Genomic DNA, 22,545 nt, shown 5'->3' with positions numbered 1-22,545 from the left:
AGTATTATGAAAATTAACCCTCCATTATGTGTGACTAATTTATTGGCGACAGGGTAACACACATCAGTCTGGCAAGAAAAAATGACAATTTATCTGTTTTGTGATCGCTATCATGCTTGCCAGCGCGCGGTGAATTGCTTATGGTCTTGATATATTGCTCTATTAGTAGGCAAAAGTTGTCAATAAATGCCGGGAAGGCGCAGCGTGTGCAGTCGCACGGAAGCAAGCAGTGGCGGAGGTATATCGTGTTAACGCGTGATTTCTTAATGAAAGCGGATTGTAAGACGGCTTTTGGTGCCATTGAGGAATCGTTACTGTGGTCCCCTGAGCAGCGTTCGGCGTCTCTTGCCGCCACGCTCGCTTGTCGCCCAGACCAAAGTCCGGTATGGCTCTTTGGTTACGGTTCACTGATGTGGAACCCGGCTTTTGAATTTGAAGAGTCAGCCCCCGGCATGCTGGTGGGCTGGCATCGTGCATTTTGCCTGCGGTTGACGGCGGGGCGTGGAACCGCCTGCCGCCCTGGACGTATGCTCGCGCTTAAAGAGGGCGGCAGAACGACCGGGCTGGCTTACCGGTTGCCGGAGGCTGGCCTGGAAGACGAACTGACGCTGGTCTGGAAGCGGGAGATGATTACCGGCTGCTATTTGCCAACCTGGTGCAAACTCGAGTTGGACGATGGGCGAATGGTCAACGCGCTGGTGTTCATTATGGACCCGCGTCACCCGCTTTATGAGGCGGATACCCGGGCAGAAACCATCGCGCCGCTGATCGCTTCTGCCAGCGGGCCGCTGGGCACCAATGCTCAGTATCTTTTTTCGCTCGAGCAGGAAATGAAAAAGCACGGGATGAAGGATGATTGTATGTCCGAACTGGCAAACCAGGTGCGGGCCTGGCTGAGCGGGCATGAGGATAACAGCGGGCTGCTGCCTGGTTTTGCATAGTTAGAAAAAGGCCACCGAAAGGTGGCCTCAGTGTTTTATGCCGGAACAAAACTGATGGAGTGCTCCAGCGACTGGGTATGACTGTCGATCAGCACCTTCCAGGTCCCGCTATAGGGCACGGCGATATAGGCCGACTGGCGATTTTGTACGCTTAGCACGTCGGCCTCCGCGCTACCGCGCCTGTCTGAGTCGCACATCAAATGGATATGACAGTTATTCGAACAGCGAACCACCACGGTATCGCCACCAAAAAGTTTTAGACTGGCTTTTACTACTGGCATTTTTCACTCCACTTCCGCATCAAACATGGCCTGCTGGCCCCCAAAGGTGCTGTCCTGGTTCGTGATGTTGTTCACAAATCACTCGTGGCATCACACCAGAGCCGAGAGGGGTAAATGCTGATATTGATCAAAAAATGCCGCAACGATTAAACAATAATCATATTGTGCCTGAAACCTTTCAGCTGGCGGGCGTTTCGTTGGCAAACGTCCGCCCGCGCATCATTAAATACGGAAATGCCCCGCGGTTTCCGCTAACTCTCCAGCCTGACTTTGCAATGCACCCGCCGCCGCCGCGGATTCCACTACCAGTTCAGCATTCTGCTGTACCATATTGTCCAGATGGGTCACCGCGTGATTAATCTCCTGAATCCCTTTCATCTGTTCGTCGGTTGAGAGGGTTATCTCGCGCATGATGACCAAAACGCTACCGACGCTTTGTTCTATTTTGTCCATCGCCTCACCGGCCTGGCGCACGTAAAGCGAGCCATCTGCAACGCTTGCGGTGGTGGAGTCGATCAGGCTTTTGATCTCCTTCGCCGCCTGTGCGCTGCGGCTGGCGAGGTTGCGCACTTCGCCAGCGACCACGGCAAATCCCCGGCCTTGTTCACCGGCGCGGGCAGCCTCAACGGCGGCATTTAGCGCCAGGATGTTGGTCTGGAAAGCGATGCTGTCAATGACGCCGGTAATATCGCCAATCTTGCCGGAGGCCAGCTCAATGGCCTGCATGGTGGTAATAACCTTCGAGACCACTTCACCCCCGCGTTCAGCGGCTTCACCGGCGCTGTGGGCTTGAGCGTTGGCCTGAGCGGCAGAAGCGGTAGAATTTGCGACAGAGGCGGTGATCTGCTCTACGGCGCTGGCTGTTTCTCGCAGGCTGGAGGCGGCCCGCTCGGTGCGGGCAGAAAGCTCCTGGTTGCCTGCAGCAATTTCGTTGGCGGCGACTTTCACCGAGGCGCTTGAATCCCTGAGCTGGGTCATGACTACGCCCAACTTGTCGCTGAAGGCGTTAAAGGCGTGGGCGATTTCCGTCACTTCATCGTGACCCGTTTCCGGCAACCGCTGAGATAGATCATTTGTGCCGTTGCTGATGGCGCGCATCCCGTCGCGAATTGTCCCGAGGCGGCTCATCACCTTACCGATCAGCAGATGCACAATTGCACCAGAAATCAGCACCAACACCAGCAGGGCGATGGCGGAAGCCTTCAGCAAAGCGCGCATACCGGAGGTGGCATCATGCTCGTCGAGGGCCACGACCAGATACCAATGCGTGCCGCTAATCGGCGTAGCCATCAGCTGTTTACTTTGCCCGCTGATTATGCCGACGGCGCGATGTGTATCGCCGAGTAGCTGAGGTAAATCAGCCTGTTTAACGGCATCAGAAAAGGCTTTCAGCGTCAGGGTCGGATCCTGAGCGGCAATCAATGTCCCATCGCTGTTGATTAGCAGCCCGCTGCTGGCGGGCGTTGGGTGAATGCTGCGCACGTTCGCCACCACGCTGTCCATCGCCACATCCCCCGCTACGACGGCTTTAAGGCTGCCATTTTGCTTAATGGGCACGGCAAAAGTCACGACCAGCTTACCGGTACCGGCATCCACGTAAGGAGCGGTGACGACGGGAGCGTCGTCTTTCACCACCTGTTGATACCACGGGCGCCCGGTGGGGTCGAAGTCGGCCGGTACCCCCGTTGGGTCAGAAAATTTTGCGGTTTTATTCGCATAACCGACGTAGATATTGGTGAAGCCGCCGGCTTTGGCCAGTTGAGTGAAGACCGGGATGGGATCTTCGCTCAGCGCGGTGTTTTCCAGGGAGCTAACGATCGCCATTTTACCGCTGACCCAGTCGCCGATAGCGACGGAATGGCTCAGGCTGGTGCTGGTTAGTGTGTCGGTGATGGCACGTTGGTTATCGCGGCTGGTGACGGCGTAATTAATGAAGGTGTTGAGACATAGAGCTGAGACCAGGCAAATTGCCGTGACTAAAAGAAGACGTGTACGAAGAGATTTAACCATAATTATTATCCTGCTGCTGTGTTGTCCTAAGCAAAATATCGGCAACAAATGCAGGTAACTTGATGGCGCGGGAGAGGGTATAAGCAAATAATATTCCCGCGCTGAAATAATTAGAAAGTGAGGATTTTGTCCGACGCTAACGTCCATTCGGCAAGTTCAACGAGCGTGCCGATGGCAACGCCTTCAATGAGCGGCAGGCTGGTGATCCCGCGCCCGTCGGTACAGGTTTTACAGAGCTTCACCGGCACACCTTGCGCGGTGAGAATCTCGAGCATCTGCTGAATGTTGTATCCCTCGGCGGGCTTCTGGCCGCGCAGGCCAGCGGTCACCGCATCGGACATCAGGAACAGTTTTACTTCTGGCTGCGGCTCCTGGTCGCGCAGGGCGATGGCCAGCCGCAAACTGTTAAAAAGCGATTCGCTGCCGTACGCCGCCCCGTTGGCAATAATGACTATCTTCTGCATGGGTTTCTCCTTGATGATAACGTTGAGCCTGAGAAGCAGTGTATCGCCCTGAGTTATCGCTGGGTATGATTTGTGCCCGGGAAAACAGGATTAATCCTGGAGTCGTGCATGCATGTCTCCCCGGTGGGTTAAGAGCAAAACCAGTGTGTTATCATTAATCAATGCGTAGATTTGCCGTTCCGCTTTTAACCTTGTGTTGTTTGCTCCCTCGTCCGGGAGGGGCAATGAGTACCTCAAACAACGTTGTTCCCGCGGCCCAAAACCCTTTCTCTTCTCCCGCTGATGACCTGCCGAACATGGGCCTCGCGCCTGAAACCGATGCTGCCGCGCGCAGGATTGCCGCAATGGCGAAGAAGTTTGGCGAAGACAGCATGGTGGACAACGGGCTGGATACCGGCGAGCAGGCGCGACTGTTCGCTTTTACCAGCCTGAGAGATTTACTGGCCGACAAAGTGACCGATGAAACCCAGGCTTTGCTTTCGCCCTGGGGCAAAGCCAGCGTCAATTTGCGGGTGGATGAACACGGGAGCTGGAAGGGCAGCAATGGTTCGCTTTTCACGCCCTGGCAGGACAACAGCCGCTATCTGACCTGGAGCCAGCTCGGCTTTAGCCAGCAAAAATACGGCACCACCGGTAACCTCGGGCTGGGGCAGCGCTGGGTCGCCGGAAGCTGGCTACTGGGCTACAACTCGTTCTACGATAATCAGCTGACTACGCAGCTACAGCGGGCGGGATTTGGCGCCGAAGCCTGGGGCGAATACCTGCGGCTTTCGGCCAATTATTACCAGCCGCTGAACGGCTGGCGCGGGCAAACCGACACGCTTGAGCAGCGCCTGGCCCGGGGCTATGACGTCACGGCGCAGGCCTGGCTGCCGTTTTATCGGCATATTGCGACCAGTCTTAGCTTCGAACAATACTTTGGTGACAACGTCACGCTCTTCGACAGCGATAGCGGATACCGAAACCCAGTCGCGGTGACGATGGGCATTAACTATACGCCCGTGCCGCTGATCACGCTCACGGCCCAGCACAAGCAGGGTGAAAGCGGCGTCGCGCAGGAAAATCTGGGGCTCAAGCTGAATTATCGTTTCGGGGTGCCGCTGCAGAAGCAGCTCTCGGCGGACGAAGTGGCCGCGACCAGCTCCCTGCGCGGCAGCCGCTACGATAGCGTTGAGCGCGAGTCCGCCCCGGTGATGCAGTTCCGTCAGCGTAAAACGTTGTCAGTATTCCTGGCCACGCCGCCGTGGCAGCTGCAGCCGGGAGAAACGGTTTTGCTTAAGCTGCAGGTGAAAGCGACGCATGGCATCCGGCGGCTGGTATGGCAGGGAGATACCCAGGTGCTCAGCCTGACGCCGCCGGCACGGCCGCTCAGCACCGACGGCTGGAGCATTATTTTGCCTGCGTGGCAGGCAGGTGCCGCAAATGAATATCACCTGTTGGTCACCGTGGAAGACGAAAAGGGGCAGCGCGTCTCGTCGAATGAGATTGTGCTCCAGCCTGCCGCACCGCTGCTGATTGCCCCCGAAAGTGACCCGCGTTACTCCTTGCTGCCGGAGGAGTAACCGGCGCTAAAAAATACGATCCTGGTGAACCCAAACGGCCGCTTCCACTCGGGACTTGAGCTTCATTTTCTTCAGCAGATGTTTGACGTGCACTTTCACCGTACTTTCGGTGATGTCCAGGCGACGGGCGATCATCTTGTTCGGCAGCCCCTGGGCTATCAGCTTCAGGATATCGCGTTCCCGCGGAGTAAGCTGATTGACGTCACGGTCTGAGGTTGCACGGTTGGCCCGCAGGCTGGCCGCCAGCACCGGGGTCAGCGCTTCGCTAAGTACCATTTCTCCCGCTGCGGCCTGCTGCAGGGCTTTGAGCAAATCTTCCGGCTCCATGTCTTTCAGCAAATAGCCATCCGCACCGCGCTTAAGGGCGGTGACCACATCTTCTTCATGGTTCGAAACGGTAAACACCACAATGCGTCCTGACAGTGCTTTTTCACGCAGGCAGTCGAGCGTTTCCAGCCCGTTCATGCCCGGCATGTTCAGGTCTAGCAGGATCAGGTCTGGATCGAGCGCTTCGGCAAGCTGCACGCCCTGTTCGCCGCTGCCGGCCTCTCCGACGACGGCCAGCTCTGGCGCCATGCTGATCAGCTGCTTAACGCCGGTACGCATCATGGGATGATCGTCTATCAGCAAAATGGTTGCTGCTTCCTGATGACTCATTCTTCGCTCCTTATTACGGAAGAAAGCGGTGCTTCGGGGATAAAATTGACGACCACTTCGGTGCCGCCACAGGGACGGGGGCGAACCTGGCAGTCACCCTGCAAGGTTTGGGCGCGGTCGCGCATGATAATAAGGCCGTAATGGTTGCTGCGCTCGCCGCTGCCGGAAATACCGCGCCCGTTGTCCCACACCGCAAGGCGTACCTGATTTCCGTGGCGGGTAACGCTGATACCGCAGGCGCTGGCTTCCGCGTGTTTCAGGCTGTTGTTCAGCGCCTCACGCGCAATCTGCACCAAATGAATGGCCTGATGAGAAGGCACTAAGCGCGGCGGGAGCTGGTAGTCCAGCACCACCGGGAAGCCAAGTTTGTCGCTGAACTCCTGGCAACTGGCCTCAAGCGCCGGGCGCAAACCAGGCTCGGTGAGCTTAAGGCGGAAGGTGGTCAGCAATTCTCTCAACTGCCGCCAGGAGGTGTTCAACTCGCCGCGTATTTGCTCCAGCAGCGTACGGCTCTCCTCCGGCAGCGTTTTGCCCTGCATTTGCAGGCAGCTGACCTGCATCTTCATACAGGAAAGTGACTGGGCGATGGAGTCATGCAATTCCCTGGCAATGGCAGATCGCTCCTCCATCACCACTAACTGCTGCTGGTGTTCATACTGACGCTCCATGGCGAGCGTGGCGGTGAGCTGCTCCATTAGCGTGGCAATAAGCTGCAGCTGGTCTTCGGTCAGCGTTTTGCCCAACGGAAGCTGGGCCAGCACCAGACCGTAATGAAGATGGTTATCGGTGAGGCGCCATTTCAGCGTGGTGGTGTCCTGCGGCAGTGCTGCCCCGGCATCCGGGCACAGCTGGCAGCCCCGGGCATCGCAGTGCGCGTCCGGCTGGAACGTGTATTCCTGATAATTCTCTTCATCTTCGTACTCGTACACCCGGAGCACGATGCCCAGCAGCGGGGTTAAAATCTGGAGTTCGCTCAGTACAGGGGAAATACGCTGGCACAGCGGAGCCTGCGCGTGCAGGCGGCGGTTAGCCTCGTAGAGGAAGGTGAGCATCTGGTTTTTTTGCTCAAGCCCGGCGGTTTTCTCCCGGACCCGCCGCTCGAGCACGGCGTAGCTTTGCGCCAGTTCGCTGGACATGCTGTTTAGCGCGCTCCCAAGCGTGGCCATTTCGTCGCGGCCGCGAAAATTCACCCGTTGGGTGAAGTCTCGCTGACCAATGGCGGTGGCCATCGCCAGTAGCTGACGCCACGGGCGGAGTAATCTTTTGCGTAACCAAATCAGGGTAAAGACGATCAACAGCCCGAGTAACACCGCCATACCCTGCTGCAGCAAAATCACGTGATGCAGACGCATCTCGGTGGTGCGGTCGAAGGAGCTGACCAGTTCATCAATGCTGGCGACAAAATGGGCGACGGCGGGTTTTACCTGCTGCGGCGTTTGGGCGGCAATCAGCGCGGGTTCAAGCGTGCTGCGCCAGTAATCTTGTAGCTGTTGAAGCCTGGCCTGCTGCCCGTCGCGCTCGGCGGCAAGGCGGAGATCGTCGCTCCATGTGGTTTGCTCCATTTCTCGCAGCAGCATCTTGTCCTGCTCCGTCAGCGGAATGGCTGCCAGCAGGCGGTAGCTCTGCATGCGCATGGAGCCCGTTTTGTTGATCGCGTGGGCATTGCCCGAAATCCCCTGGGCCAGCCAGCCGGCCATCGCCATTCCCACCACGCTTAACATCGCCAGCAGCATGACAACCAGCGCGAGCTGATTGACCAGCGAAAGGGGAGAAAACAGGCGTTTTAGCATTGGCAAACGGGCTCCTGAGTGGGAAAGGTGACGAGTGGCGCTATTTTCAGTCAACAGCTGGAGTATACCCATACCTCCAAAGGATTACCCCCAAATTGCCAGAGGTGGCAGGGCAATGGGAGCGGTCAGCAGCAAGTCCCGCAGGGGTGTGATAAATCACGTTATTTTTTTGCCAGAAGATTACTCACAAAGAATGAGGGGGCTTTTTTGCCCGCCGGAGAGATAGATTATCCCTTGATTTACATCAACTAATCTCGACACAGGAACCCTAAGGTTGCGGCATTTACTCACACGAAATGAGGTGTTTATGTCACAGTCTCCCGTTCCCGAGAAGCCGTCGGGCGCACTGATTACCGACTGGCGGCCGGAAGATCCGCAGTTCTGGCAGCAAAAAGGTCATCGGATCGCCAGCCGCAACCTGTGGATTTCCGTCCCAAGCCTGCTGCTGGCCTTCTGCGTCTGGATGCTGTTCAGCGCGGTGGCGGTGAATTTGAATAAGGTCGGCTTTACCTTCACCACCGATCAGCTGTTTATGCTCACGGCGTTACCTTCCGTTTCCGGCGCGCTGCTGCGCGTCCCGTATTCGTTCATGGTGCCGGTCTTTGGCGGCCGCCGCTGGACGGCGTTCAGCACGGGGATCTTGATTATTCCATGCGTCTGGCTGGGCTTTGCCGTGCAGGATACCAGCACCTCGTTTAACACCTTCATCTGTATCTCTCTGCTGTGCGGCTTTGCCGGGGCGAACTTTGCCTCCAGCATGGCAAACATCAGCTTCTTCTTCCCGAAGGCAAAGCAGGGTGGTGCGCTGGGGATTAACGGCGGGCTGGGGAATATGGGCGTGAGCGTGATGCAGCTGGTGGCCCCGCTGGCTATCTCCCTGTCGATGTTTGCCATTTTTGGCGGCAAAGGCGTGGCACAGGGCGACGGCACGATGCTGTTCCTGGAAAATGCCGCATGGATCTGGGTGCCGTTTCTGGCGGTATTCACCTTAGCGGCCTGGTTCGGAATGAACGATCTCTCGGCGTCGAAAGCCTCCCTGCGTGAGCAGCTGCCGGTGCTTAAGCGCGGCCATCTCTGGATTCTGGGGCTGCTCTACCTGGCGACATTTGGCTCGTTCATCGGCTTTTCTGCCGGGTTTGCGATGCTGTCTAAAACCCAGTTCCCGGACGTCAACATTCTGCATTTTGCCTTCTTTGGCCCGCTGTTTGGCGCCCTGGCACGTTCTGCAGGTGGGGCGATTTCCGACCGCTGGGGCGGCACCCGAGTTTCGCTGTATAACTTCATGCTGATGGCCATTTTCAGCGCGCTGCTGTTCACCACGCTGCCAACGAACGGACAGGGCGGGAACTTCATCGCCTTCTTCGGGGTGTTCCTGATGCTGTTCCTGACGGCGGGGCTGGGCAGTGGCTCGACCTTCCAGATGATTTCCGTGATTTTCCGTAAGCTGACAATGGACAGAGTAAAAGCCGCCGGTGGCAGCGATGAAGTCGCCCTGCGCGAGGCCGCCACGGATACCGCCGCAGCGCTGGGCTTTATTTCGGCCATTGGCGCCATCGGGGGGTTCTTTATCCCTAAAGCCTTCGGCACTTCCCTGGCGTTGACCGGCTCGCCTGCCGGAGCGATGAAGCTGTTCCTCGTCTTTTACATTGTGTGTGTGGTTATTACCTGGGCCGTTTATGGCCGGAAATCCTCTCGCTAATGCATTGACCTTTTTGGTTATCCCTTTGCGCGGCTTCGTCCGCGCTTTTTTTTGCCCATTACGTTTTCAGCACTGGTTAATTCGCCGCCTACCCCTTAATACCCAAACCCGGCTTGCAGCTACCCCTTCCCCGATAGGTTTTGATTTTTTTGTATTTATATTCAGTTGGTTAGTGATTCTTAAGACCTTACACTTTGGTGGTAGTGTCCGCCGGGCGCCCAAAAACCACACCAGAAGCAGTTGATCGTTATCAAAAATCCCCAGCTTTCGAGGCGTTACCGTCTCGGGCATCAAGCAATGTCGATTTCACCAGAAGAGCCACCAGGCTCCACATCAGGAGTATCCCGATGAGCAAGTTCCTCGACCGGTTTCGTTATTTCAGGCAGAAGGGAGAAACCTTCGCCAATGGACACGGCCAGCTACTCGATACCAATCGCGACTGGGAAGAAGGGTATCGCCAGCGCTGGCAGCATGACAAAGTGGTGCGCTCCACGCACGGCGTGAACTGTACCGGCTCCTGCAGCTGGAAGATTTATGTCAAAAGCGGCCTGGTGACCTGGGAAACCCAGCAAACGGACTACCCTCGTACCCGCCCGGATATGCCGAACCACGAACCTCGCGGCTGCCCGCGCGGGGCAAGCTACTCATGGTATCTCTACAGCGCCAACCGTTTGAAGTACCCTCAGATGCGTAAACGTCTGATCAAGCTGTGGCGCGAAGCGAAAACGCAGTATAACGATCCGGTTGAAGCCTGGGCATCGATCATTAACGATCCCGACAAAGCCAAAAGTTACAAACAGGCGCGTGGCCGCGGGGGATTTGTTCGTTCGACCTGGGAAGAGGTTAACGAGCTGATCGCGGCGGCGAACGTCTATACCGCAAAAACCTACGGCCCGGACCGCATCACCGGCTTCTCGCCGATCCCGGCCATGTCGATGGTTTCTTACGCCGCAGGCACCCGCTATCTGTCGCTTATCGGCGGCACCTGCATGAGCTTCTACGACTGGTACTGCGACCTGCCGCCAGCGTCTCCGCAAACCTGGGGCGAGCAGACTGACGTGCCTGAGTCCGCGGACTGGTACAACGCCGGTTACATCATCGCCTGGGGCTCAAACGTCCCGCAGACGCGTACCCCGGATGCCCACTTCTTCACCGAAGTTCGTTACAAAGGCACCAAAACAGTAGCGGTAACGCCGGACTATGCGGAAATCTCCAAGCTGTGCGACCAGTGGCTGGCGCCGAAGCAGGGGACGGATGCCGCGATGGCGATGGCAATGGGCCACGTTATGCTGCGGGAATTCCATCTCGACAAACCAAGCCAGTACTTCACCGACTACGTTCGTCGCTACACCGATATGCCTATGCTGGTCACGCTGGAAGCCCGTGACGGCTTCTATGCCCCGGCGAATTTGCTGCGTGCGGCAGACCTGGTCGACAGTCTCGGCCAGGAAAATAATCCGCAGTGGAAAACCGTGGCGCTGGCTGATCAGTCCGGCGAGCTGGTTGCACCTAACGGATCCATTGGCTTCCGCTGGGGTGAAAAAGGCAAGTGGAACCTCGAGCAGCATGACGGCAGCACCGGGGAAGAAACCGCGCTGCGCCTGAGCCTGCTGGGCAGCCATGATGAAGTTGCCGAGGTGGGCTTCCCGTACTTTGGCGGTGAGAGCACCGAGCATTTCGACAACGTCAAACTGAAAGACGTACTGCTGCATAAGCTGCCGGTTAAACGCCTGCAGCTGGCGGACGGCTCAAGCGTGCTGGTGGCAACGGTCTACGATCTCACCCTGGCTAACTACGGTCTGGATCGCGGCCTGAACGATGATAACTGCGCCAGCAGCTACGATGAAATGAAGGCTTATACACCAGCCTGGGCCGAGCAGATCACCGGTGTGCCTCGCCAGGATATCGTGCGCATTGCCCGTGAGTTCGCGGATAACGCGGACAAAACCCACGGCCGCTCGATGATTATCGTTGGTGCAGGCGTGAACCACTGGTTCCATATGGATATGGCCTACCGTGGGCTGATCAATATGCTGATCTTCTGCGGCAGCATCGGGCAGAGCGGCGGCGGCTGGGGCCACTACGTCGGTCAGGAAAAACTGCGTCCGCAGACCGGCTGGATGCCGCTGGCGTTTGCCCTCGACTGGCAGCGCCCGCCGCGCCACATGAACAGCACCTCCTACTTCTATAACCACTCCAGCCAGTGGCGCTATGAGACGGTGACGGCGGATGAGTTCCTGTCGCCGCTGGCGGACAAGTCCCGCTACACCGGCCACCTGATCGATTTCAACGTGCGCGCCGAACGCATGGGCTGGCTGCCGTCTGCACCGCAGCTTGGCACTAACCCGCTGCGCATTGCTGACCGGGCGAAAGAGGCCGGAATGTCGCCGGTGGATTACACCGTTGAACAACTTAAATCCGGCGGCATCCGCTTCGCGGCGGAGCAGCCGGACTCCGGCTATAACCACCCGCGCAACATGTTTATCTGGCGTTCGAACCTGCTGGGCTCTTCCGGGAAGGGGCATGAATTTATGCTCAAATACCTGCTGGGCACCGAGCACGGCATTCAGGGGAAAGATCTCGGCCGGGAAGGCGGGCTGATGCCGGAGGAGGTGGAATGGGTCGATAACGGCCTGGACGGCAAGCTGGATCTGGTGGTCACCCTGGACTTCCGCCTGTCGAGCACCTGCCTGTATTCCGATATTGTGCTGCCGACCGCCACCTGGTATGAGAAAGAAGATCTGAACACTTCGGATATGCATCCGTTTATTCACCCGTTCTCCGCCGCCGTGGATCCTTGCTGGGAATCGAAAAGCGACTGGGAAATCTACAAAAGCATCGCGAAGAAGTTCTCCGAAGTTTGCGTTGGCCACCTCGGTAAAGAGACCGATGTTGTGACGCTGCCGATTCAGCACGACTCGGCCGCCGAACTGGCTCAGCCGTATGGCGTCATGGACTGGAAGAAAGGCGAATGTGACCTGATCCCAGGCAAAACCGCGCCGCACATTATTGCCGTTGAACGCGACTATCCGGCGACGTACGAACGCTTTACCTCCGTCGGACCGCTGTTGGAGAAAATGGGCAACGGCGGGAAAGGCATTAGCTGGAATACCGAAAAAGAAGTCGAGTTCCTGCGCAAGCTCAACTACGTGAAGACCGACGGCCCGGCGAAAGGTCAGCCTATGATCAACACGGCCATTGATGCCGCCGAGGTTGTGCTCAGCCTGGCGCCGGAAACCAACGGCCAGGTGGCGGTGAAAGCCTGGGCCGCGCTCGGTGAATTTACCGGTCGCGATCACACGCACCTCGCATTGCCGAAAGAAGAAGAGAAGATTCGCTTCCGCGACATTCAGGTTCAGCCGCGCAAAATCATCTCCAGCCCGACCTGGTCCGGCCTGGAGGACGAACATGTCTCTTATAACGCGGGCTATACCAACGTGCACGAGCTGATCCCGTGGCGCACCCTGTCTGGCCGCCAGCAGCTTTATCAGGATCACCAGTGGATGCGCGACTTTGGCGAGAGCCTCGTGGTGTACCGTCCGCCGATTGATACCCGTTCCGTGGACGGCATGATGGGCCACAAGTCTAACGGCAACCCGGAAAAAGCGCTTAACTTCCTGACCCCGCATCAGAAGTGGGGCATCCACTCCACCTACAGCGACAACCTGTTGATGCTGACGCTGGGGCGCGGGGGGCCAATTATCTGGCTGTGTGAAGCAGACGCCAAAGAAATCGGCATCGCCGATAACGACTGGGTTGAAGTGTTTAACAAAAACGGGGCGCTGACGGCGCGCGCGGTAGTGAGCCAGCGCGTTCCGGCCGGGATGACGATGATGTACCACGCGCAGGAACGCATCATGAACCTGCCGGGTTCTGAAATCACCGGCCAGCGCGGCGGCATTCATAACTCGGTGACCCGCATCACGCTGAAGCCAACCCACATGATTGGCGGCTACGCCCAGCTGGCCTACAGCTTTAACTATTACGGCACGGTCGGCTCTAACCGCGATGAGTTCGTGGTGGTTCGCAAAATGAAAGAGATTAACTGGTTAGACGGCGAAGGCAATGACCAGGTACAGGAGAGCGTAAAATGAAAATTCGTTCACAAATTGGCATGGTGCTGAATCTGGACAAATGCATCGGCTGCCATACCTGCTCGGTGACCTGCAAAAACGTCTGGACCAGCCGCGAAGGAACGGAATACGCGTGGTTTAACAACGTGGAAACCAAGCCTGGCCTGGGCTACCCAAACGACTGGGAAAACCAGGACAAATGGAAGGGGGGCTGGATCCGCAAAATCAACGGCAAGCTGCAGCCCCGCATGGGCAACCGCGCGATGCTGCTGGGTAAAATATTCGCTAACCCGCATTTACCGGGGATCGATGATTATTACGAGCCGTTTGACTACGACTACCAGAACCTGCACACCGCGCCGGAGGGCAGCAAAGCGCAGCCCGTGGCCCGGCCTCGCTCGCTGATTACCGGCCAGCGGATGAACAAAATCGAAGCTGGCCCGAACTGGGAAGAGCTGCTTGGCGGCGAATTTGAAAAACGCGCGCAGGACCAGAACTTCGTCAATATGCAAAAGGCGATGTACGGCCAGTTCGAAAACACCTTCATGATGTACCTGCCGCGCCTGTGCGAGCACTGCCTGAACCCGGCCTGCGTCGCCACCTGTCCGAGCGGGGCCATCTACAAGCGCGAAGAAGACGGCATTGTGCTGATTGATCAGGATAAATGCCGCGGCTGGCGGATGTGCATCACCGGCTGCCCGTACAAAAAAATCTACTTCAACTGGAAAAGTGGCAAGTCCGAGAAGTGCATCTTCTGCTACCCGCGCATTGAAGCGGGGATGCCGACGGTTTGCTCAGAAACCTGCGTCGGACGTATTCGCTACCTCGGCGTGCTGCTGTATGACGCCGATGCGATTGAGCAGGCGGCCAGCACGGAAAACGAGAAAGATCTGTATCAGCGTCAGCTGGACGTATTCCTGGATCCGAACGATCCGGCGGTCATTGCGCAAGCGCTGAAAGACGGTATCCCGCAGGGAGTGATTACGGCGGCTCAGCAGTCGCCGGTGTACAAAATGGCGATGGACTGGAAGCTGGCTCTGCCGCTGCACCCGGAATATCGCACGCTGCCGATGGTCTGGTACGTGCCGCCGCTGTCGCCGATTCAGTCCGCGAGCGATGCGGGCCAGCTGCCGCACACCGGTATTCTGCCTGATGTCGAAAGCCTGCGTATTCCGGTGGAGTACCTGGCCAACCTGCTGACCGCCGGGGACACCGCGCCGGTGCTGCGGGCGCTGAAGCGCATGATGGCGATGCGTCACTACAAACGTGCTGAAACTGTTGAAGGCGTGATCGACACGCGCGCGCTGGAAGAGGTGGGGCTAACCGAAGCTCAGGCGCAGGAGATGTACCGCTACCTGGCTATCGCTAACTACGAAGATCGTTTTGTGGTGCCGACCAGCCACCGCGAACTGGCCGAGAACTCTTTCCCTGAGCACAGCGGCTGCGGCTTTAGCTTTGGCGACGGCTGTCACGGCAGCGACACCAAATTCAATCTGTTCAACAGCCGTCGGATTGACGCTATCGACGTCTCGAGCAAAACGGAGCCGCATCCATGATTGAACTACTGATTATCTCCCGCCTGCTGGAGTACCCGGATGCTGCCCTGTGGCAGCATCATCAGGAGCTGCATGAGGCGCTGGCCCAAAGCGAGACATTGACGAAAATGCAGCGCGCCAGTCTGGATGGGTTTATCGACTCACTCTGCCAGCGGGAGCTGCTGGACGCGCAATCCAGCTACAGCGAGCTATTCGACCGGGGCAGAGCCACTTCGCTGTTGCTCTTCGAGCACGTTCACGGTGAATCGCGCGATCGGGGCCAGGCGATGGTTAACCTGATGAACCAGTATCAGCAGGCCGGGCTGGAAATTGACAGCCGCGAGCTGCCGGACCATCTGCCGCTTTATCTGGAATACCTGTCCCAGCGCACGCGGGCAGAAGCGCAGGGCGGGCTGCAGGACATCGCGCCGATCCTGGCTTTGCTCAGCGCGCGTCTGAAACAGCGTGAAAGCGACTATGCGCTCCTCTTCGACCTGCTGATTGCTCTGGCTGAAAGCGACGTCAGCGTCGAAACGGTCCGCCAGCAAATTGCCAACGAAGCGCGCGACGACACGCCTCAGGCGCTGGATGCGGTGTGGGAGGAGGAGCAGGTGAAATTCATGGCCGATGACAGCTGCGGAGAGACCGACATTACCGCACACCAGCGCCGTTTTGCCGGGGCGGTGGCTCCGCAGTACCTGAATATAGCAGGAGGGAAATAATGCATTTTCTCAACGTCTTCTTCTTTGATATCTACCCGTACCTTTGCGGTGCCGTGTTCCTGATTGGCAGCTGGCTGCGCTATGACTACGGGCAGTACACCTGGCGTGCAGCGTCCAGCCAGATGCTGGATCGCAAGGGCATGAACCTGGCCTCAAACCTGTTTCATTTCGGTATTCTTGGGATCTTTGCCGGACACTTCCTTGGCATGCTGACGCCGCACTGGATGTACGAGGCGTTTTTGCCGCTAGAAATTAAACAGAAAATGGCCATGTTTGCCGGGGGAGCCAGCGGCGTGATGACGCTGGTGGGCGGCCTGCTGCTGCTGAAGCGTCGCCTGTTCAGCCCACGCGTGCGCGCCACCACCACTGGGGCCGATATCCTGATCCTTAGCCTGCTGATGCTCCAGTGTGCGCTGGGCCTCGGCACTATTCCGTTCTCCGCCCAGCATATGGACGGCAGCGAAATGATGAAGCTGGTGAACTGGGCGCAACACGTGGTCACCTTCCGCGGTGGCGCATCTGACTACCTCGACGGCGTGGCGTTTATTTTCCGCGTTCATCTGGTGCTGGGCATGACGCTGTTCCTGCTGTTCCCGTTCTCGCGCCTCGTGCATATCTGGAGCGCGCCGGTGGAATACCTGACACGCAAATACCAGATTGTTCGCGCTCGCCGCTAGTCTGCATGAACGATCACAAGCCCGGTATATGCCGGGCTTTTTACACAATAAACAAATTCGTTTTTTCGGATGTGAACGTTGACTTTAACGCCGAGAGCTTTACTATGGCAGCGTTTATTCAAGAGATCTCACCATGACTGCCCTGGCGCCTTTACAGCTTTTTAAACATTTGTCGGAAGAAACCCGGCTGGCTATCACTCTGCTGCTAAGAGCGAAAAGCGAGCTTTGCGTCTGCGAACTAACTGCTGTGCTGGATCTGCCGCAGCCTAAGGTCTCCCGGCATTTGGCGATGCTGCGCGAGGGCGGTTTGCTGCAGGACAGAAGAGAGGGGAAATGGGTTTATTATCGCCTTTCACCCCACATGCCCGCGTGGGCGGCGGCGGTCATTGAGCAGGCCTGGCAAAGCCAGGGCCATGAAGTGCTGGAGCGCTTGAAACGCATCGAGGCGAGTGGGGCTATGGCGCTTTGCCAGTAAAAAAATTTAACTTAACACATTCTTTTTTTCAGATATGATGGCGTTGTTTTACTGAAGTGGGAGTGAACATGTTTTTAGCAGGAACGCTATTTCTTCATGGCAATCGGCGCCCGTGAACTGCTGCGCAAAAACGTTGAGCCTTATGAAGTTTTAGGGCTGGAGAAAGGGCAATTCAGCGAGGAGCGACTCATTGAGTTGATGGTGCAGTACCCGCTGTTAATTAACCGCCCGATTGTGGTGACTGAGCGGGGGACGAGATTTTGCCGCCCTTCGGAACGCGTGCTGGATATCCTGCCTGAAGGGCAGCAGGGTGCGTTCAGTAAAGAGGACGGCGAGCCGGTTGTGGATGAGCAGGGCCAGCGCTTGAAACCGTAAAACCCGCTTGAAACCCTGAGGGGAAGGGTTCACAATACTTCGCAAGGTGATGGCGTTCCACCTTCCCCCAACCGCCTCGTTCAGAGGCTGATGACGCCTGGTATGACTCTTTTAATCCAAGAGGCATGTCAGGCTGGTCAACGTTTACCCACCGGCTCTGCATGCTTCCCTTAACGGGGCTCGAGCCATGATACATGTTATTGGTCACCTTCATCCCGACAGCGATGCCGTTTGCAGCGCCGTGATGGTTGCTCGCTGGTTAACGCTGCGGGGCCGCACGGCACAGGCGTGGCGCTGCGGCGAGGTTAACCGTGAAACTGAACTGATTTTCTCCCGTGCCGCTCTTCCTCTGCCCGGGCTTCTCTCGTCTTCTCTGAGCAACAAAGACATCTGGCTGGTGGATTTTAACGAGCCGGGGCAAGGGCCAGACTCGCTTATCACCGGCAATATTGTTGGGATCATCGATCATCACCGTTTGGGCGGGCTGATTACCCGGTTGCCGCCGGAGGTGTGCATCAAACCCGTAGGCAGCACGGCCACGGTGATCTGGCAGCTTATGGACGCCCGACTTCGGGCCGGGATCTCTGCCAGCGAGGCTATTTTGCTCCTGGGCGCGCTGCTCAGTGACACCGTCGCGCTACGTTCGCCCACGACCACACCTGAGGATAGGCTGGCGGCGGATGAGCTGGCCGGGCGCATCGGTATCGATTATGAAGAGTTTATTGCCGACCTGCTCACGGCTAAGACCTCTGTGGCCGGGCTGAGCGCGAGGGAGCTGCTGCACAAAGATCTCAAGCGTTTTGACATCAACGGTGTTCGGCTGAAAATTGCGCAACTGGAACTCTACTCTCTAACGCAACTTGCTCCTCAACTGGATGCTCTGCTGGAAGAAATGAATCTGCATGCGGCCGACGCCGATGTGGATCTTGTCGTGTTGATGGTGACCGATATTAATGCTTGTGCATCTGAACTCTATTTCTCCACCTCTTCATTGATGCCTGGGGCGCAGCCCCGCGTGATGCCGGGCATGATGAGTCGCAAAAAACAGCTTCTCCCCTGGCTGCAAAGCCAGCTCAATCCCGCCAGGAGCCCGCTATGAACCTCTACTCCCACGTTCTCGTACTTATTCAGGGCAAGACCGACGGACAGGTGCTGATTCAACATGCCGCTCGCCTTGTCGGGGCGCTGCCCGTCCAAATCACCCTCGTCCACATCAGCGAAGACTACCGGGAGATGAATTACGTCTCCGATGCGCGAATGGATGACAACGTTTCTGCCGACCTGATTCAGGCGAAAGCGTTGTTTAGCGAGCTGGTGCGCTCGGTCAACGTGCCGGTAAAAACGCGGGAGCTGGTGACGTTGAACCGCTTTGAAGACGTTGAAAAATGCATTTCTTCACTGGATGTGGACCTGGTGCTGGCCGGGCACCGCAACCGCTGGCTGGGGCAGATCGCTTCTGACTCGATGGAATACGTTAATCATCTGAATGTTGACGTGCTGATTAAACATATCGATGGCAAACAATGAGGTAATCACCATGAATTTTACGCTGGATAAAATAGTTGCTCGTGAAATTTTGGATTCTCGTGGGAACCCAACCGTTGAAGTTGATGCTTATACCACTGAGGGGGTTATGGCCCGGGCCTCGGTTCCGTCCGGTGCCAGCACGGGTTCAAGGGAGGCCATAGAGCGACGGGATGGCGATAAACAGCGCTACAACGGTAAGGGGGTGCAGAACGCAGTGCATTCGATCAATACCGAGATTCATCAGGCACTTGTGGGCGTTGATGGCCGTGAACAGAGGCGGGTGGATGATATTCTGCTGGCGCTGGACGGCACGGAAAACAAGGCACGGTTGGGGGCTAACGCCATTCTCGGTGTTTCTTTGGCCGTCGCGCGGCTTGCAGCTAAGGTAACCGGCCAGCCGCTGTTTCGCTATCTCGGTGGGCTGAGGGCGAACCTGCTGCCGGTTCCCTGCATGAATATTGTTAACGGCGGGGTGCATGCCCGGGGGCAGGGAGCGGATTTTCAGGAGTTTATGATTGCGCCACATGGTGCGGCCAGCCTGACCGAAGCCGTGCGCCAGGGGAGCGAAGTCTACCAGGCGCTTCGCCAGATCCTGCTGGATAACAATCTTTCTACAGCCGTGGGTGATGAAGGCGGATTTGCCCCGGCGGTGTCCTCTAATAAACAACCTTTGCAGTTTATCGTGCAGGCGATTGAGAAAGCGGGCTACCGGCCAGGGGAAGATATCAGCATCTGTATCGATCCCGCTTCCAGCGAATTCTATACCGAGGGTAAATACCACCTAAGAACGGAAAAAAGCACGCTTAGCGCCGAAGAGATGACGGGCTATTATGCCGATCTGCTGGGCCAGTTTCCTATTGTGCTGCTTGAAGATGGGCTGGCCGAGAATGACTGGGCAGGCTGGAAGCACCTGAACCAAAAATTGGGCAACAGGGTCGAGCTGGTGGGCGACGATCTCTTCGTGACTAACGTGAAATACATCCGACGTGGCATAGAAGAGAACCTGGCTAACGCGGCGCTGATCAAGCTGAACCAGATAGGCACCCTGAGCGAAACCTTCGACGCGGTGGCACTTTGCCAGCAGCACGGCTGGGGAACGTTTATTTCGCACCGCAGCGGTGAAACGACGGACAGCTTTATTGCGGACATGACGGTTGCCCTGCGTGCGGGGCACCTGAAAACCGGCGCGCCTTGTCGGGGCGAAAGGGTAGAAAAATATAATCAGTTGATGCGAATTGAACAGGCGCTAGGCGCAGATGCACATTTTGCCGGACGTAGCGCTTTTATTCATAAAAGCTAAAAGCAAAGTTCTTATTTAACAACACCGTATCGTTTAGATCTTTTTGAGGGAAATATGGTTAAACCACTGTTTGCAGTTATTGTTGGCGGCTCGGCTGGGTGTGTTATTCGCTGGCTCCTTGCGTTACGTCTGAATGGCCTTTTCCCTCATTTGCCCCTCGGTACGCTGGCGGTCAACCTGTTGGCTGGGTTGATTATCGGTGGCGCAATGGCTTTCTTTCTGCGTCAGCCGCAGCTCGATCCCGGCTGGAAGTTGTTGATTACCACCGGCCTGTGCGGCGGCATGAGTACTTTTTCAACGTTCTCTGTTGAGCTGTTTTCGCTGCTGCAGGGGGGGAATTATGCCTGGGCGATGGCGTCCGTTTTCGCTCACGTACTGGGTTCACTGTTAATGACTGCGGTCGGTTTCTTTGTCATAAATGCAGTGATGTAATAGGGCTGTGCAACCGGCGGGCCTGAGTTTGGCTCGCCTTTTTTATTCTTAGAGAACAACAGCGAAAGGCGTTTTATAAGAGTATTAGCCCGAGTGCCAGGAAAAGGGAGGCGGGGGAAGGATGACCGCGCAAGCGCGTTCTCACTGCCGTGAGTCGAACCTTAATCGAAGCTTCTCGTCTTTCCCCAACGGGAATCTGGATGATTGTGCAAGTTCTGAAGTTGGGATTTGTTCTGGAAGATGGTGGCGGGGGAAGGATGACCGCGCAAGCGCGTTCTCACTGGCGTGAGTCGAACCTTAATCGAAGCTTCTCGTCCTTCCCCAACGGGAATCTGGATGATTGTGCGAGTTCTGAAGTTGGGATTTGTTCTGGAAGATGGTGGCGGGGGAAGGATGACCGCGCAAGTGCGTTCTCACTGACGTGAGTCGAACCTTAATCGAAGCTTCTCGTCCTTCCCCAACGGGAATCTGGATGATTGTGCAAGTTCTTAAGTTGGGGTTTGTTCTGGAAGATGGTGGCGGGGGAAGGATGACCGCGCAAGCGCGTTCTCACTGACGTGAGTCGAACCTTAATCGAAGCTTCTCGTCCTTCCCCAACGAGAATCTGGATGATTGTGCAAGTTCATAAGTTGGGATTTGTTCTGGAAGATGGTGGCGGGGGAAGGATTCGAACCTTCGAAGTCGATGACGGCAGATTTACAGTCTGCTCCCTTTGGCCGCTCGGGAACCCCGCCAGGGGTTAATGCTTTGAATTTTGAGATGGTGGTGGGGGAAGGATTATTCGTCGCTTCACTCCTCACCCTTCGGGCCGCTGCTTTAGCAGCGTTATCTCGCTTTCGCTCGATTCGAACCTTGGTCGAAGGTTCTCACCCTTCCCGATAAGCGAAAACTTTGTCTCATCTCATCGGTATTACCACATCACTGTGGTGAATAATGGTGGTGGGGGAAGGATTCGAACCTTCGAAGTCGATGACGGCAGATTTACAGTCTGCTCCCTTTGGCCGCTCGGGAACCCCACCACGGGGTAATGCTTGTTACTGGCCTGCTTCGCTGTGGAAGCGGGGCGCATCATATCAAATGAAGCGCCGCTGTAAAGCATTCACTTGAGGAAAATGAATCGTTTGCCGCTTTTTTACGCTGAGCGCCGCAAAGCTAACCAATTCATTTTCTGAGTGATTAGAGAATAATCGTACGGTTGCCGTAAACGAAGACTCGCTGGGCCAGCACTTCGTAGAGCGCCCGGCTTAGCACATTTTTCTCTACGTCACGCCCGGCACGCATCATATCGTCGGCGGTGTAAGTGTGATCGACGTGGATCACGTCCTGCATGATGATCGGGCCTTCATCCAGATTATCATTAACATAATGCGCGGTGGCGCCGATAATCTTCACGCCGCGTTCGTAGGCCTGGTGGTAAGGGCGTGCGCCGATAAACGCCGGCAGGAACGAGTGATGGATGTTGATTATCTGGTTCGGGAAGCGGGCGACAAACTCAGGCGTCAATACGCGCATGTATTTGGCCAGCACGACGTAGTCTGGTTTATGTGCTTCGATAGCATCGGCCATTTGCATGTCGTGCTCTTCGCGCGTCATCCCTTCGTGGCTGACTAACTGGAACGGAATGTCGAAACGCTCCACTAAGGTACGTAGGGTTTCGTGATTGCCAATGACGGCAGCGATTTCTACGTCCAGGCCGCCATAGGTGGATTTCATCAGCAAATCGCCGAGGCAATGGGCTTCTTTGGTGACCAGAATAACAATGCGACGGCGGCCCGCAGGCGTCAATTCACGAATTGAGCCTTCCGGCAGCGCGCTGTCCAGGTCGGCCATCAGCGTAGTGTCGTTAAAAATGCCTTCAAGCTCGGTACGCATAAAGAAGCGGCCGGTACGATGATCGACAAATTCGTTGTTCTGAACAATATTGAGTTCGTGTTTGTAGCAAATGTTAGTGATTCGCGCGATGAGACCCTTCTGATCGGGGCAGATTGTGCGGAGAACTTTACGTTGTAATGCCTGCATGAAGAG

At 56.7% G+C, this 22,545-nt stretch carries 18 protein-coding genes, 2 tRNA genes, 1 other RNA gene, 1 pseudogene and 1 riboswitch; of the genes and pseudogenes, 13 read left to right on the top strand and 9 right to left on the bottom strand.

All coding sequences use genetic code 11. The annotated features are described in order from the left end of the window. The first annotated feature begins 245 nt into the window (after positions 1 to 245). Positions 246 to 941 (top strand): gamma-glutamylcyclotransferase, encoded by a 696-nt coding sequence (locus tag AAIE02_RS08540; RefSeq protein WP_166991989.1) that lies wholly within the window; start codon positions 246 to 248, stop codon positions 939 to 941. Between the two features lie 35 nt (positions 942 to 976). Here the strand turns inward: AAIE02_RS08540 and AAIE02_RS08535 are convergent, their stop codons facing one another. The 3 genes from AAIE02_RS08535 to AAIE02_RS08525 all read right to left on the bottom strand — a co-directional run bounded on the left by AAIE02_RS08535 (position 977) and on the right by AAIE02_RS08525 (position 3,696). Continuing rightward, the gene (locus tag AAIE02_RS08535; protein ID WP_008454200.1) at positions 977 to 1,222 is read right to left on the bottom strand and encodes a DUF1883 domain-containing protein; all 246 of its coding nucleotides are present in this window, start codon (positions 1,220 to 1,222) and stop codon (positions 977 to 979) included. Between the two features lie 222 nt (positions 1,223 to 1,444). Beyond that, positions 1,445 to 3,232, bottom strand: a complete 1,788-nt coding sequence (locus AAIE02_RS08530) for a methyl-accepting chemotaxis protein (RefSeq protein ID WP_498532361.1) — start codon at positions 3,230 to 3,232, stop codon at positions 1,445 to 1,447. A gap of 110 nt (positions 3,233 to 3,342) precedes the next feature. Beyond that, complete coding sequence (locus AAIE02_RS08525) at positions 3,343 to 3,696, bottom strand: DsrE/DsrF/TusD sulfur relay family protein (protein WP_008454206.1); 354 nt, start codon at positions 3,694 to 3,696, stop codon at positions 3,343 to 3,345. A gap of 161 nt (positions 3,697 to 3,857) precedes the next feature. On the opposite strand from AAIE02_RS08525, the gene AAIE02_RS08520 reads away from it, so the two are divergent. Then, positions 3,858 to 5,258 carry a YchO/YchP family invasin gene (locus AAIE02_RS08520; RefSeq protein WP_498532360.1) on the top strand — a complete coding sequence of 467 codons (1,401 nt, stop codon included), beginning with the start codon at positions 3,858 to 3,860 and terminating at the stop codon, positions 5,256 to 5,258. A 6-nt stretch (positions 5,259 to 5,264) separates the two neighbouring features. Here the strand turns inward: AAIE02_RS08520 and narL are convergent, their stop codons facing one another. Both narL and narX read right to left on the bottom strand, forming a co-directional pair. Further along, the gene (gene narL / locus AAIE02_RS08515; protein ID WP_008454210.1) at positions 5,265 to 5,915 is read right to left on the bottom strand and encodes a two-component system response regulator NarL; all 651 of its coding nucleotides are present in this window, start codon (positions 5,913 to 5,915) and stop codon (positions 5,265 to 5,267) included. Next, entirely contained in the window at positions 5,912 to 7,705 is a 1,794-nt protein-coding gene (narX, locus tag AAIE02_RS08510; RefSeq protein WP_498532359.1) for a nitrate/nitrite two-component system sensor histidine kinase NarX, read from the bottom strand. Before narX ends, narL begins: the two co-directional genes overlap by 4 nt. Positions 7,706 to 8,012: 307 nt before the next feature. Here narX and AAIE02_RS08505 point away from each other — a divergent pair, with 307 nt between their 5' ends. The 11 genes and pseudogenes from AAIE02_RS08505 (at position 8,013) to crcB (ending at position 20,520) form a co-directional block, all read left to right on the top strand. After that, complete coding sequence (locus AAIE02_RS08505; RefSeq protein ID WP_166992007.1) at positions 8,013 to 9,404, top strand: NarK family nitrate/nitrite MFS transporter; 1,392 nt, start codon at positions 8,013 to 8,015, stop codon at positions 9,402 to 9,404. Positions 9,405 to 9,751: 347 nt separating this feature from the next. Then, positions 9,752 to 13,498: a nitrate reductase subunit alpha gene (locus tag AAIE02_RS08500; protein ID WP_498532358.1), complete on the top strand. Its 3,747-nt coding sequence runs from the start codon at positions 9,752 to 9,754 to the stop codon at positions 13,496 to 13,498. Next, the gene (narH, locus tag AAIE02_RS08495) at positions 13,495 to 15,033 is read left to right on the top strand and encodes a nitrate reductase subunit beta (protein WP_008454215.1); all 1,539 of its coding nucleotides are present in this window, start codon (positions 13,495 to 13,497) and stop codon (positions 15,031 to 15,033) included. The genes AAIE02_RS08500 and narH overlap by 4 nt, the downstream gene beginning before the upstream one ends. Further along, positions 15,030 to 15,734, top strand: a complete 705-nt coding sequence (gene narJ, locus AAIE02_RS08490; RefSeq protein ID WP_008454216.1) for a nitrate reductase molybdenum cofactor assembly chaperone — start codon at positions 15,030 to 15,032, stop codon at positions 15,732 to 15,734. Before narH ends, narJ begins: the two co-directional genes overlap by 4 nt. Beyond that, positions 15,734 to 16,411: a respiratory nitrate reductase subunit gamma gene (narI, locus tag AAIE02_RS08485; RefSeq protein ID WP_008454218.1), complete on the top strand. Its 678-nt coding sequence runs from the start codon at positions 15,734 to 15,736 to the stop codon at positions 16,409 to 16,411. The genes narJ and narI overlap by 1 nt, the downstream gene beginning before the upstream one ends. Positions 16,412 to 16,544: 133 nt before the next feature. Further along, entirely contained in the window at positions 16,545 to 16,886 is a 342-nt protein-coding gene (locus AAIE02_RS08480) for a metalloregulator ArsR/SmtB family transcription factor (protein WP_166992013.1), read from the top strand. Positions 16,887 to 16,982: 96 nt separating this feature from the next. Then, positions 16,983 to 17,261, top strand: a pseudogene (locus AAIE02_RS08475) (ArsC/Spx/MgsR family protein); the annotation flags it as partial. Positions 17,262 to 17,297: 36 nt separating this feature from the next. Then, a riboswitch (Fluoride riboswitch) is annotated at positions 17,298 to 17,368 on the top strand. Between the two features lie 80 nt (positions 17,369 to 17,448). Continuing rightward, positions 17,449 to 18,360: a DHH family phosphoesterase gene (locus tag AAIE02_RS08470; RefSeq protein ID WP_498532357.1), complete on the top strand. Its 912-nt coding sequence runs from the start codon at positions 17,449 to 17,451 to the stop codon at positions 18,358 to 18,360. Beyond that, positions 18,357 to 18,788: a universal stress protein gene (locus AAIE02_RS08465; protein ID WP_498532356.1), complete on the top strand. Its 432-nt coding sequence runs from the start codon at positions 18,357 to 18,359 to the stop codon at positions 18,786 to 18,788. Before AAIE02_RS08470 ends, AAIE02_RS08465 begins: the two co-directional genes overlap by 4 nt. A gap of 10 nt (positions 18,789 to 18,798) precedes the next feature. Then, entirely contained in the window at positions 18,799 to 20,088 is a 1,290-nt protein-coding gene (gene eno / locus AAIE02_RS08460; RefSeq protein WP_498532355.1) for a phosphopyruvate hydratase, read from the top strand. A gap of 54 nt (positions 20,089 to 20,142) precedes the next feature. Beyond that, on the top strand, positions 20,143 to 20,520 hold the full coding sequence (crcB, locus tag AAIE02_RS08455; RefSeq protein WP_008454228.1) for a fluoride efflux transporter CrcB: 378 nt from the start codon (positions 20,143 to 20,145) through the stop codon (positions 20,518 to 20,520). Between the two features lie 649 nt (positions 20,521 to 21,169). On the opposite strand, the gene AAIE02_RS08450 is transcribed toward crcB, so the two are convergent. The 4 genes from AAIE02_RS08450 to purU all read right to left on the bottom strand — a co-directional run bounded on the left by AAIE02_RS08450 (position 21,170) and on the right by purU (position 22,539). Next, positions 21,170 to 21,254 (bottom strand) — tRNA-Tyr (locus AAIE02_RS08450). Between the two features lie 26 nt (positions 21,255 to 21,280). Next, a non-coding RNA gene (locus tag AAIE02_RS08445) (RtT sRNA) lies at positions 21,281 to 21,411 on the bottom strand. A 43-nt stretch (positions 21,412 to 21,454) separates the two neighbouring features. Next, positions 21,455 to 21,539: transfer RNA gene (locus AAIE02_RS08440), tRNA-Tyr, on the bottom strand. A 157-nt stretch (positions 21,540 to 21,696) separates the two neighbouring features. Further along, positions 21,697 to 22,539, bottom strand: coding sequence for a formyltetrahydrofolate deformylase (gene purU, locus AAIE02_RS08435; protein WP_008454230.1), 843 nt, complete (start codon positions 22,537 to 22,539; stop codon positions 21,697 to 21,699). Positions 22,540 to 22,545: the final 6 nt, after the last annotated feature.

This window comes from Cedecea sp. Ae19-4, from assembly GCF_059801165.1.
Note: the sequence above shows the minus strand (reverse complement) of the source record. Positions and strands in the feature narration are given on the sequence as shown.